General features: G+C 32.0%; 11 protein-coding genes. 4 read left to right on the top strand and 7 right to left on the bottom strand.

Features of this window, described 5'->3' with window-relative positions; translation table 11 throughout:
* Window positions 1-20 precede the first annotated feature (20 nt).
* Window positions 21-101 carry a potassium-transporting ATPase subunit F gene (locus SAMSHR1132_RS14460; RefSeq protein WP_042355536.1) on the bottom strand — a complete coding sequence of 27 codons (81 nt, stop codon included), beginning with the start codon at window positions 99-101 and terminating at the stop codon, window positions 21-23.
* A gap of 166 nt (window positions 102-267) precedes the next feature.
* On the opposite strand from SAMSHR1132_RS14460, the gene SAMSHR1132_RS10140 reads away from it, so the two are divergent.
* Window positions 268-2,913, top strand: coding sequence for a sensor histidine kinase (locus SAMSHR1132_RS10140; protein ID WP_000185541.1), 2,646 nt, complete (start codon window positions 268-270; stop codon window positions 2,911-2,913).
* Window positions 2,913-3,608: a response regulator transcription factor gene (locus SAMSHR1132_RS10145; protein WP_001190846.1), complete on the top strand. Its 696-nt coding sequence runs from the start codon at window positions 2,913-2,915 to the stop codon at window positions 3,606-3,608. Before SAMSHR1132_RS10140 ends, SAMSHR1132_RS10145 begins: the two co-directional genes overlap by 1 nt.
* A 314-nt stretch (window positions 3,609-3,922) precedes the next feature.
* Here SAMSHR1132_RS10145 and cshA read toward each other — a convergent pair whose 3' ends face one another.
* The 3 genes from cshA to SAMSHR1132_RS10160 form a co-directional block, all read right to left on the bottom strand.
* Window positions 3,923-5,443: a degradosome RNA helicase CshA gene (cshA, locus tag SAMSHR1132_RS10150; protein ID WP_001178934.1), complete on the bottom strand. Its 1,521-nt coding sequence runs from the start codon at window positions 5,441-5,443 to the stop codon at window positions 3,923-3,925.
* A gap of 531 nt (window positions 5,444-5,974) precedes the next feature.
* Window positions 5,975-7,339, bottom strand: a complete 1,365-nt coding sequence (locus SAMSHR1132_RS10155) for a UDP-N-acetylmuramoyl-tripeptide--D-alanyl-D-alanine ligase (RefSeq protein ID WP_000611229.1) — start codon at window positions 7,337-7,339, stop codon at window positions 5,975-5,977.
* A 14-nt stretch (window positions 7,340-7,353) separates the two neighbouring features.
* Complete coding sequence (locus tag SAMSHR1132_RS10160; protein ID WP_000159636.1) at window positions 7,354-8,424, bottom strand: D-alanine--D-alanine ligase; 1,071 nt, start codon at window positions 8,422-8,424, stop codon at window positions 7,354-7,356.
* 318 nt (window positions 8,425-8,742) lie between these two features.
* Here SAMSHR1132_RS10160 and SAMSHR1132_RS10165 point away from each other — a divergent pair, with 318 nt between their 5' ends.
* The gene (locus SAMSHR1132_RS10165; RefSeq protein ID WP_001109945.1) at window positions 8,743-9,945 is read left to right on the top strand and encodes an FtsW/RodA/SpoVE family cell cycle protein; all 1,203 of its coding nucleotides are present in this window, start codon (window positions 8,743-8,745) and stop codon (window positions 9,943-9,945) included.
* Between the two features lie 429 nt (window positions 9,946-10,374).
* Here the strand turns inward: SAMSHR1132_RS10165 and SAMSHR1132_RS10170 are convergent, their stop codons facing one another.
* From SAMSHR1132_RS10170 to csoR, 3 genes are all read right to left on the bottom strand, one after another.
* Entirely contained in the window at window positions 10,375-10,512 is a 138-nt protein-coding gene (locus SAMSHR1132_RS10170; protein WP_000828355.1) for an Lmo0850 family protein, read from the bottom strand.
* A 128-nt stretch (window positions 10,513-10,640) separates the two neighbouring features.
* Window positions 10,641-10,850 (bottom strand): putative copper chaperone CsoZ, encoded by a 210-nt coding sequence (gene csoZ, locus SAMSHR1132_RS10175; RefSeq protein ID WP_000233591.1) that lies wholly within the window; start codon window positions 10,848-10,850, stop codon window positions 10,641-10,643.
* A gap of 11 nt (window positions 10,851-10,861) precedes the next feature.
* A complete protein-coding gene (gene csoR / locus SAMSHR1132_RS10180; protein WP_000138932.1) occupies window positions 10,862-11,155 on the bottom strand; it encodes a copper-sensing transcriptional repressor CsoR in 294 nt (97 codons plus the stop codon).
* Window positions 11,156-11,322: 167 nt separating this feature from the next.
* Here csoR and cls point away from each other — a divergent pair, with 167 nt between their 5' ends.
* Window positions 11,323-12,807 carry a cardiolipin synthase gene (gene cls / locus SAMSHR1132_RS10185; protein WP_000571570.1) on the top strand — a complete coding sequence of 495 codons (1,485 nt, stop codon included), beginning with the start codon at window positions 11,323-11,325 and terminating at the stop codon, window positions 12,805-12,807.
* Window positions 12,808-12,820 lie beyond the last annotated feature (13 nt).

Below are 12,820 nucleotides of genomic sequence, written 5' to 3' on the forward strand. Positions count from 1 at the left end.
AGTTCTCACCTAACATGTTTTTAAAATTTTTCACTGTGAATTAAAGCAAAAAATAAGTACATCACTAATGTGATAACAATTAAAATCAAACAAATAATCATTGTTCTGACCTCCTTTAACCCATCCACATCGTAACAAGATGTTTATGAGTTAAATATTAATTTTCAAACTTAGTTATTAAGAATTCATTAAGATACTCATACAGAAAGAAATTTTATAGCATTAAATTGCGAAGAATATTATGATATTGCTATCGAGGTGAAGGTTATGACGAACACTGAATCGCTAAAAATAGGAAAGACGCGTGGAACTCTAACCATCTATATTGGTTATAGTCCTGGTGTTGGTAAAACGTTTGAAATGTTATCGAATGCGATTGATTTATATCAAAATGGTGCTGATATAAAAATCGGATATATCGAACCCCATCAACGTCGTGAAACCGAAGCATTGGCAAAAAAATTACCCGAAATCGCAACTAATGTCACAAAACATGGTAGCCACAGTTTTCAAGATTTGAATATAGATCGTATTCTCGAAGAAGCGCCGACGATTGTTCTAATCGATGAGTTAGCGCACACAAATATATCAAGAGAGCGCCATGAAAAACGATACATGGACATTGAAGAAATTCTAAACCACGGTATAGATGTGCATACAACATTAAATATTCAACATATAGAAAGTTTAAGTAGTCAAATCGAAATGATGACTGGTGTCCAAGTAAAAGAACGTGTGCCTGATTATTTTATAATTGGCGCAGATGTCTTAGAAGTTGTAGATATTTCACCTAATCAATTAATAAAAAGGTTAAAAGCTGGGAAAGTATATAAAAAAGATCGTCTTGAAGTTGCATTTAGCAATTTTTTTACTTACGAACACTTGAGTGAACTTAGAACGCTAACGTTACGCACTGTCGCTGATTTAATGAGTGATAAGGAAAAATTACGCCATAATAATAAAGCAATTATGACACCACATATTGCTGTAGCTATTAGTGGCAGTATTTATAATGAAGCGGTAATAAAAGAGGCTTTTCACATTGCCCAAAAAGAACATGCAAAGTTTACAGCTATCTATATAGATATTTTTGAAAAAAATAGGCAGCACCATGATAGTCAAAAGCATGTACATCGTCATCTTATGCTAGCAAAATCATTAGGCGCTAAAGTAAAAGTTGTCTACAGTCAAAGTGTGGCATCGGGTTTAGACGAATGGTGCAAAAATCAAGATGTTACTAAATTAATTATTGGGCAACATATTAGAAATAAATGGGTAGACTTTTTTAATACACCATTGATTGATCGTTTAATGTCGTTTGATCATCACTATAAAATTGAAATTGTTCCTATTAAACAAATTCCTGTCGCGTTAAATACGAATAAAATACCTTATCGCCCTAAAAGTAAGCGATTCGCTAAAGATATGTTAAAAATGCTTTTGATTCAAATGATATGCATATTAATGGGGTTATGGGTATACGAGCTTGATAAACATGAATCCAGTACTATTATCTTAATGCTCTTCCTCATTGGCATCATATTAGTATCAATTTGGACACAATCGTATATGGTTGGGTTTATAGCGGCAATACTGAATGTCTTTGTTTTTAATTACTTTTTTACAGAACCAAGATTTACGTTTGAAGTATATCGTTTTGATTATCCAATTACATTTATTGTCAGTATTTTAACGAGTGCTTTATTAAAAGAAATTAAATTTCAGTATTCAATTACTAAAAAGCAGCTCTATCGAACAGATTTATTATTACAGTTTAATGATTCGATTAAACAAACATATACAGTAAAAGATTTATTGGTAAATGCAGGACATCAAATTCATCAATTATTGCAACAACCAATTACAATTTATGTAATAGATGACTCTAAAGTCAGCAAAACCATTCCATTACAACAAGACGCCGACTATAAAAACCAACATTATGAACAAGTGTTAAGTTGGGTTATCAAAAACGAAAGGCAAGCAGGTGCAACAACAGATACCTTTCCAGGCATCAATCAATGGTTAATTCCGATAGGTGCTTCCCCTGTTAAAGGTGTAGTTGCAATAAATTGTCAACAATCACAAACTATTAATCCGTATGATGCATCCATACTTGAATCTATGCTAAACGAATTGTCCTTAGCAGTTGAGAATGTGACATTATTAAAACAAACGAGAGAGTCTATGTTACAAGCTGAGCGCCAACTTACACATTCTAATTTTTTGCGCTCAATTTCTCATGATATACGTACTCCTTTAACAACTATTATGGGGAATTTAGATATTTTAATGACACATAATAAACTAATGCCGTTCAATGAGCAACAGCAGTTACTGTTAAACAGTTACCAAGAAAGTCAGTATTTATATCATTTAGTAACCAATATATTGTCTCTAACTCGATTACAATCTTCTAATGTTCATATCAAGTTGCAACCATATTTAGTTAGCGAATTAGTAGAGGAAATTGACACTATTTTAAAACGTCGTCATTTAAAAGATGATGTAACAATCGCGTTAACTGAAGATTTACATTTTGTGAGAATTGACAGTAAATTAATACTTCAAGCAATATTTAATTTAATTGAAAATGCAATAAAACATTCGTCGTCCAACACGACTATTAAATTATGTATTCATAGGCCAAACGATAAACAAGTTCAATTTTCTGTTATTGATGAAGGTCCAGGTATAAGTGCACAAGAACAACAAAAGATTTTTGAACCTTTTTATACTGGTGCGAATAAACATTTTAAAGATAATCAAAAAGAAAGTATGGGACTTGGACTATATTTAGTGCAGACTATACTGCATAAACATCATTCAATTCTACAATATAAAACGAATCAACCACATGGTAGTATATTTTATTTCAATATTGATATAGATTTTAGTGAAGGAGACGTATAATGCAATCTAAAATATTAATTATTGAAGATGATCATGCAATTACACATTTACTAGATGTCGCTTTAACTTTAGATTATTACACTGTAACTACAGCTGAAAATGCCACAAGTGCACATTTTAAAATTCAAATTGATAAACCAGATATTATATTACTAGACTTAGGCTTACCAGATAAAGACGGTTTATGCTTAATTACCGAGATTAGACAGCATACAGATATTCCTATTATTGTGATAAGTGCTAGACAAGAAGAACAAACTATTATTCAAGCATTAGATAATGGTGCAAATGACTATATGACAAAACCATTTAACGTTGATGAGCTTCGTGCAAGAATTAGAGTTATCGAAAGAATTGCCAAATCTAACCAAGAAACTAATATTATTTTTACAAACGGTTTACTAGTTATCGACTTTGATTCCAAATCAGTTATTATCAATAACCAAGAAGTCCATTTGACACCAAATGAATTTAGTTTACTGGAATTGTTATCAAAACATAAGGGTAAAGTGCTAACATACGAAATGATACTTAAACGAATTTATGGTTATGTAAATAAAACTGAAATGCCTAGCTTACGCGTTCATATGACTTCTTTAAGACAAAAACTTTCTCAATGTCATACAGATGCTAAAGATATTATCAAAACACATCCACGTATCGGTTATCAAATGTTGCAATGGAAAGATAAATAATTTATTTTGAAAAGGTCACTGTCATTAACATAGATATGCAGTGTCCTTTTTTACATCCATTCATTTTGATGTGAGATTATCATAATATTTATGACTTATTTCTACTGAAAACATGCTCGTTATTAGTCGAATCAAAACTAATACAATTTTCCTCTATTCGAATTCTCCGTCAATTTCGCCAAATCTTTTGTACAATACTTAAATCGAACTATATATCGGATAAATGGAAAATTTTCGTTTTTCATGAGTCTAAATTATGATAGAACTAAAAAAAGAGCTTAAGACATGACATCTTAAAGCTCTTAATCAATTTATTATTTTTGATGGTCAGCAAATGTGCGACCTTTCATCGGTCTACTTCCACCGCTACTCTTCTCTTTGCGGTCGAATTTTTTGTTGCCTTTTTTCTTGCTTGAGTAACCTTTTGAACGTTTACTCTTACCGTCAAACTTGTGGTTACCACGTTTGCTATTTCTATTACGAGAACCACTTGGTTTACCATTACGGCCTTTACGTGCTAATGGTTTTTCAAATGTTAATTGAACTTCAACTTCGTCGTTTGCTTCTACTAACTCTTGTAAAAGTGCAGCAACTAAATCAACGTCGTTATATTCATTTAATAATTCAGTTGAAATACGTTTCAAACGTGATTCTGTGTCTTTTGACATCCAGTTTTCAACTTTTTCTTTAATATCATCTTCACGTGCTTGAAGTACTTCTTTGCGGTGTGGTGGACGTAGTGCACTCATTTTTCTACCGTTTGCATCTTCGATTTGTCTAATATAATCCATCTCGATTGGATTTACAAAAGTAACCGCGATACCTTCTTTACCAGCACGGCCAGTACGACCAATACGGTGCGTATAGCTTTCAGTATCTTGAGGAATATCAAAGTTATAAACATGACTTACACCAGAAATATCTAGCCCTCTTGCTGCTACGTCTGTAGCGACTAAAATATTGATTTGGTCATTTTTAAATTTCTTTAATACTTCTAAACGTTTCGCTTGAGTGATATCACCATGTAATCCTTCAGCTTTATAGCCTTTAGAAATCAAAGCACTTGTTAACTCATCAACACGACGTTTTGTACGTCCAAATACGATTGCTAATTCTGGTTGATGAACATCTAGGAAATTTGTAAATGTATCAAATTTCTCTAATTCTTTAACAATTGTATAGAATTCTTCGATTTGTGGATCTGACATTTCATTATTCATTGTCTTAATAATTTTAGGTGACTTCATGAATTGTTGTACTAAAGCTTGAATTGCTTTAGGCATAGTTGCTGAGAATAACATCGTTTGACGTTGGGCAGCAGGAATTTTATCCATAATAAATCTCATATCATCGATGAATCCCATGTTCATCATTTCATCTGCTTCGTCTAAAATTAATGTATGGATACCATCCGTTTTCAATGTACGACGGTTTAAGTGATCGATAACACGTCCTGGTGTTCCGACTACGATTTGTGGCCCTTTTTTCAAGGCTTTAATTTGGCGTTCGATAGGCATACCACCGAATACAGTAACAACTTGGACACCTTGTCCACGGCTAAATTCTCTTAATTGTTCAGCTACCTGCATTGCCAATTCTCTTGTAGGTGCTAAAATTAACGATTGAACCCCTTGTTTCCCTACTACTTTTTCAATTAAAGGAATACCGAATGCTCCTGTTTTACCTGTACCGGTTTGAGCTTGTCCAAGGATATCAATTCCTTGTAACGCATAAGGGATACTGTCTTTTTGGATAGGTGTCGGCTCTTTAAATCCCATTGATTCAAGTGACTGAACCGTATTATCCGAAATCCCTAGTTCTTTAAAATTTTGCAAAATAATTCTCCTTTTTACCTGTTTATTTCTCAATATACTTTTGCATATAAGTTCATTAATATTTCATCAACTTCTATATAGTACCACCAAAAAAATTTAATCGCAATAAAGCAATTTGCGAATATTTAGCAGAAACACATTAATTGATTGTCATATTTTTGTCAAAAAGCTAGCATTAAGTGTGATGTAAGCGTTACTCATAATTCGAATAATCATTATAAAAATTTTTTTATAAAATACGTATTTCGTTAACATTACGCAACAACTTTCACCTTGATCTACATAAAATCGCAATATGCAAAAATACTCATATCAAGTTTTGAATGTGCAAAACCAATAGCAACTTATTACTTCCTATATAAAAGTATGTCACTAACAATACATACGCAATGATTTAATTCCAATCAATTTCCAATCATGAAACGTCAATCAAAAAAGAAAAGATGGTTTCGTAAAAAACAAAACCACCTCTTCTCTTCAAACGCTTGTCATTGCGTTTACCATTTATACAAACGTGCTATGTCGTCGTTTTTAATTTGATGATATTACTGCATTAACTACGTCTTCTAATTTCATACCTCGTGATCCTTTAACTAATACACGATCATGTGGTTTTAAGTCTTGTTTTAATACCTCAATTAACGCTTCTTTAGAATCAAAGTGTTGCGCTTTATCAACAAATTGTTTCCCAGTTTCATTAATATAACTCGCTTCATCACCAAATGTATACAGCACCTCTATTTGTTTATCTTGCAAATATGTACCTACTTGCGAGTGCATAGATTTACTGTTCTCACCTAATTCTAAAACATCGCCTAAAATTAAAATATGACGTCCATTAAGACTACTTAAAGTATCAATAGCAGCTCTCATACTTGTAGGACTAGCATTATAAGCATCATTAATAACAGTAATATCATTATCTAATTCATGTTGTTCCATCCGCATACCTGTCAATGTAACATATTTTAAATTACGATAAATCGTGTCATATGATAAACCTAATTCATAACCAACTGCTATGGCAATAGTTGCATTTTTCATATTATGCACGCCTAAAATCGGCAAATCAAAATGCTCTTTACCATTAATAGTGAACGCTATACCTGTAGTGTCTCTGTCATCAACTGAACAAACTAAATCGTTATCAGTATCCACACCGATACTCATACATTTCGCACTTTGAACTTCCTTAACATGCGACTCTAACAATGGTTCATCGCCATCATATATAAATGTGCCATTATCTTTAAGGCCTATTGTTATCTCAGATTTCGCTTTAGCAATACCCTCACGCGAGCCTAGATCTTGCATATGTGATTCACCAATATTAGTAATAATCGCGATATCTGGTTGTGCAAGGTTTGATAATAACTCAATCTCATGGAAACCTGACATTCCCATTTCTAATATAGAGATTTCCGTGTCATTATCTAAGTCTAAAATAGTTAGTGGCAATCCAATTTCATTATTATAATTGCCTTGTGTTTTTTTAACTTTAAACTCTGTATGCAAGACACTTTCAATCATATCTTTTGTTGTTGTTTTACCATTTGAGCCAGTTACTGCAATCACTTTAGGATTAACATATCTTAAATATGCTTGGGCTAATTGTTGTAAAGCCACTAAAGTATCTTCGACCCAAATAATAGGCCCTGTTATATCATCATCTATTGGCGTTCCTTTTTGATAAAATGCTGCGCCAGCACCATCTTGCAATGCTTTAGATACAAAACGATGACCATCAACATTTTCACCTTTAAAAGGAATAAACAACATTCCTTCTTTAATCGCTCTAGAATCAATAGTGACACCATTAATTTTGCAGTCCAGAAATTGATCATCAATATCACAAGGAATCCAAGACTTAATTTGCTTTAATGCTACATTAATCATAATAACAACCTCGGTTAATCAATTTTGTATTTATTTTTCTGTTTATCTTGATGACGTTCTTTAGCAAGTTCAATTAATTTCGTAATTAATTCAGAATATGATAGTCCCATATTTTCCCATAATTTTGGATACATGCTGTAAGCAGTAAATCCAGGCATTGCATTTGTTTCATTAATATAAATTTGGTTATCGTCTGTTACAAAGAAATCTGCACGGACTAAACCAGAGCAATCTGTTGCTTTAAATGCTTCTAACGCCATATTTCTAAGCGTTAATTTTACATCTTCATCTAGCTCAGCAGGAATTTGTAATTGAACTTTACCATCTTTATATTTAGATTTGTAATCGTAAAATGCAACATCTTTTACAACTTCACCTGGCCAAGTTGCTTCTGGATAATCATTTCCAAGTACTGCCACTTCAATTTCACGTGCATTAACACCTTGCTCAATCACAAGTTTACGGTCAAATTGAAACGCTTCTTTAATACCTTCTTTTAATTCCGTTTCATTATTACATTTACTTATACCAACACTAGAACCTAAATTGGCTGGTTTAACAAATACTGGATAATTCAATTTATCATTCACTAACTTTAAAATATTATGCTCATATTTTTCATATTCAGAACGTAAGAAACTAATATAAGGTAATTGAGGTAAACCTCTATGCTCAAATAATTGTTTCATCACAAGTTTATCCATTGAGCTTGCAGCTGATAATACTCCGTTACCTACATATGGTACATCTAGCACTTCAAATAATCCTTGAATCGTGCCATCTTCACCATTAGGTCCATGAAGTAATGGGAACACTGCGTCATACGGTTGTCCTGAACTACTTTCTTTTAATAATTGAGAAATTTCTAGAGCTTCTCCATTTTCTAAATGAAGTTCATCTGTAGATTTAATTTCAGATGTAATATTATTTTGCTTTCTCCAATCACCATCATTAGTAATATAAATGATATCAACATGGTATTTGTCTTTATCTATTGCATTTAATACGTTTTGTGCTGTTAGAATCGACACTTCATGTTCAGCACTTTTCCCTCCAAAAACGATACAAATATTTTCTTTTGTCATTTCGTTTTCCTCCAATGATATATCAGGGCTTCCTACCTTAATATAAGTTAATATTCATTTTAATCCTGTTATTAATTTATTCATTCGCATCTTTGAATCTTAATAGTATCACATTTAATGGCTATTTTGCATTTTAAAAACGATGCGGCGCTTGCCTTTGTCTTAGTTGTTTCATTGTTATACAGGACAATCTTCATCTCTATTTTATTCCTAAATTAAATTGAAATCTATAGCCGATATCTCAGTCATATTCTAGCTAATTTTTAAAAAGTCATGTAAAATTGGTATAAACATTAGTGAGTATAAAAGGAGTTTGCAATGAATTATTCATCTCGTCAACAGCCGGATAAGCATTGGCTTCGCAAAGTAGACTGGGTATTAGTGGCCACTATAGCTGTTTTAGCAATTTTCAGTGTTCTGCTTATTAACTCGGCTATGGGCGGCGGACAATATAGTGCTAATTTCGGTATTAGACAAATCTTTTACTATATTTTAGGTGCCATTTTTGCAGGTGTGATTATGTTTATTTCACCTAAAAAGATTAAACATTATGCATACATATTGTATTTCTTAATCTGCCTATTATTAATTGGGTTACTAGTTATTCCTGAATCACCAATCACACCTATTATTAACGGTGCTAAAAGTTGGTATACTTTCGGGCCAATCAGTATTCAACCATCGGAATTTATGAAAATCATTTTGATACTAGCATTAGCACGTGTCGTTTCTAAACATAATCAATTCACATTTAATAAATCTTTTCAAAGTGATTTGCTATTATTTTTCAAAATTATTGGTGTCTCGTTGTTACCAAGTATTTTAATATTATTGCAAAACGATTTAGGAACAACTTTAGTGCTAGCTGCTATTATTGCTGGCGTCATGTTAGTAAGCGGCATTACATGGCGTATATTAGCCCCTATTTTTATAACTGGTATTGTTGGGGCTATGACTATCATTTTGGGCATCCTATATGCACCATCCTTAATAGAAAATCTATTAGGTGTCCAATTATACCAAATGGGACGTATCAACTCTTGGCTTGATCCATATACTTATAGTAGTGGTGATGGCTATCATTTAACTGAATCCCTAAAAGCCATAGGTTCTGGTCAATTACTAGGTAAAGGATACAACCACGGTGAAGTTTATATTCCTGAAAACCATACTGATTTTATCTTTTCAGTCATTGGTGAAGAATTAGGCTTTATTGGATCTGTTATTTTAATTCTTGTATTTTTATTCTTAATCTTCCATTTAATAAGACTTGCTGCAAAAATTGAAGATCAATTTAACAAAATCTTTATCGTAGGTTTTGTAACATTGCTTGTGTTCCATATTTTACAAAATATCGGGATGACAATTCAGTTGTTACCTATCACTGGTATCCCATTACCATTTATTAGTTATGGTGGTAGTGCTTTATGGAGTATGATGACTGGTATCGGTATTGTTTTATCAATCTATTATCATGAACCGAAACGATATGTAGATTTATACCATCCGAAGAGCAATTAACTTATAACATTTAAACTTTATATACCAAGTATCTTACTGATGATTTACAATATTATAGATTTAAGCAAATCATCAGTATATATAAATGACAATAACAGTTAAAATAAAATCCCCTTTAATGTAAACATTGAGAAATGCGTACTTTAAAGGGGCGTTTTTGTATATAACGTTTATTTAATCAATGTAAGTGTTTTACACATCACACTTTATCCACATGCTTAACATATCATTTGATATATGTATGGAGTTTTTGTATATGCATGGACAATTTAAATATATCTTTTAAAATAAATAGTTTGGCTGGTAGCATTGTATATAGATAATCATAACTTTGATTAACTTCATACTTTCTTACATAAAAAACTAAAAAAACTACCAGTGACGCATCACTGGCAGTTATCGTGGTGTGTGATTCATGATCACAGTCAATTATTTTAATTCGTGACTTACTTTATTAGATGTTGGTAACGTATTAATAATGTCTAAACGAGATTTAGTCTTTTTAATATTAACACCTAATGATGACAATAGTTTGACTACATTTTGAATCTTTTCAGGACGTTTCATTATTATCACCTCGTTTGGATCGCTTTCAGTATTATCTTACCCTATTCGCCATACCTTTACTACATTAATTACAAACTTTTTTGATTATTTTTAAAATAAAAATCTATAGTGTGCTTTACATTGATATATTAATATACAATTTTATAGCCTGTATCATAAATTTCTTTTTCAATGCTATTTAAATTTGCGGGTGTTTCATATGCTACAACTACTTCTCCATCAATGATATTAATATTCACTTTATGCACACCTATCATGTTTGATATACGTTCTGTCAACTGGTTTACTTGTTCTTCAGTTTCAATACCTGCAGTATATATTGTGTTTTGATGTACCATCTTAAACTCCTTTAATCTTTAATCAACTTTTGAAAAGTAACTAGTAACTCTTCCATCGCTTCTTCTTGAGCACCTTGATTTACTTTATTCATAATACAACTTTTCATATGTTGCTCTAATAACTTTATTGCGACACTGTTTAATGCAGAACGCGTCGCTCTTATTTGTGTAAGAACATCATCACAATAGACATCTTCTTCAATCATGCGATTAATCGCTCTCACTTGACCTTCTATTCGATTTAAACGTGATTTAAGATTTGTTTTAATTTGTTCAGAATGATGTGCATTATCTTGTTCAGTCATAGCATTCACTCCTCTATTTGCATTCTTTACTATACTATATCCCACAAAACTTAACGTCAATACTAAGACCTATTTTTCAAACTAAATTGTCATGATATTTAAATTGCTTCATGATACAATTAATAAGATTATATTACTTGTTTTAGATTTTCGGTGGGAGGTTTCAAATGATAGAGTTACTAACAATTGCATTTAAACATTCAAATATTATTTTAAATTCAATATTTATTGGTGCATTTATTTTAAACTTATTATTCGCCTTTACCATTATTTTCATGGAAAGACGTTCTGCAAATTCTATCTGGGCTTGGTTACTTGTCTTAGTGTTCTTGCCTCTATTCGGCTTTATTCTATATTTACTACTAGGACGACAAATTCAACGTGATCAAATTTTCAAAATAGATAAGGAAGACAAAAAAGGTTTAGAGTTAATTGTCGATGAACAATTAGCTGCTTTAAAAAACGAAAAATTTTCAAATTCCAATTATCAAATTATGAAATTTAAAGAGATGATTCAAATGCTGCTCTATAATAATGCAGCCTTTTTAACAACTGATAATGATTTGAAAATATATACAGATGGACAAGAAAAATTTGATGACTTAATTCAAGATATTCGTAATGCTACTGATTATATTCACTTCCAGTATTATATTATTCATTGCGATGAATTAGGCCGTACCATTTTGGATGAACTTGCTAAGAAGGCAGAACAAGGCGTAGAAGTTAAAATTTTATACGATGACATGGGTTCTCGTGGTTTACGTAAAAAAGGCTTACGCGCATTTCGTAGTAAAGGCGGACATGCTGAAGCTTTCTTCCCTTCAAAATTACCTCTTATCAACTTGCGTATGAACAATCGAAATCATCGCAAAATTGTTGTTATTGATGGAAAAATTGGATATGTCGGTGGCTTTAATGTCGGCGATGAATATTTAGGTAAATCGAAAAAATTTGGCTATTGGCGTGATACACATTTACGCATTGTTGGAGATGCAGTCAATGCCTTACAATTACGTTTTATTTTAGATTGGAATTCACAAGCAACACGTGATCATATCTCATATGATGACCGTTACTTCCCTGACGTAAATTCTGGAGGCACAATTGGTGTGCAAATAGCTTCTAGTGGACCTGACGAAGAATGGGAACAAATTAAATATGGTTATTTGAAAATGATTTCATCTGCTAAAAAATCCATTTATATTCAATCACCGTATTTTATTCCAGACCAAGCATTTTTAGATTCTATTAAAATTGCTGCATTAGGTGGTGTTGAAGTCAACATCATGATTCCTAACAAGCCCGATCACCCATTCGTCTTTTGGGCAACTTTAAAAAATGCTGCATCATTATTAGATGCTGGCGTTAAAGTGTTTCATTATGATAACGGGTTCTTACATTCTAAAACATTGATTATCGATGATGAGATTGCAAGTGTTGGCACAGCAAATATGGACCATCGTAGTTTCACATTGAATTTCGAAGTTAATGCTTTTATCTATGATCAACAAATTGCCAAAAAATTAAAGCAAGCATTTATTGATGATTTAGAAGTGTCATCCGAATTAACGAAAGCGCGCTATGCTAAGCGAAGCCTTTGGATTAAATTTAAAGAAGGTATTTCACAGTTACTGTCACCAATATTATAAAAAGAGCCATACG

Origin of the sequence: Staphylococcus argenteus (genome assembly GCF_000236925.1) — a bacterium.
GTDB classification, from domain to species: Bacteria; Bacillota; Bacilli; order Staphylococcales; family Staphylococcaceae; genus Staphylococcus; species Staphylococcus argenteus.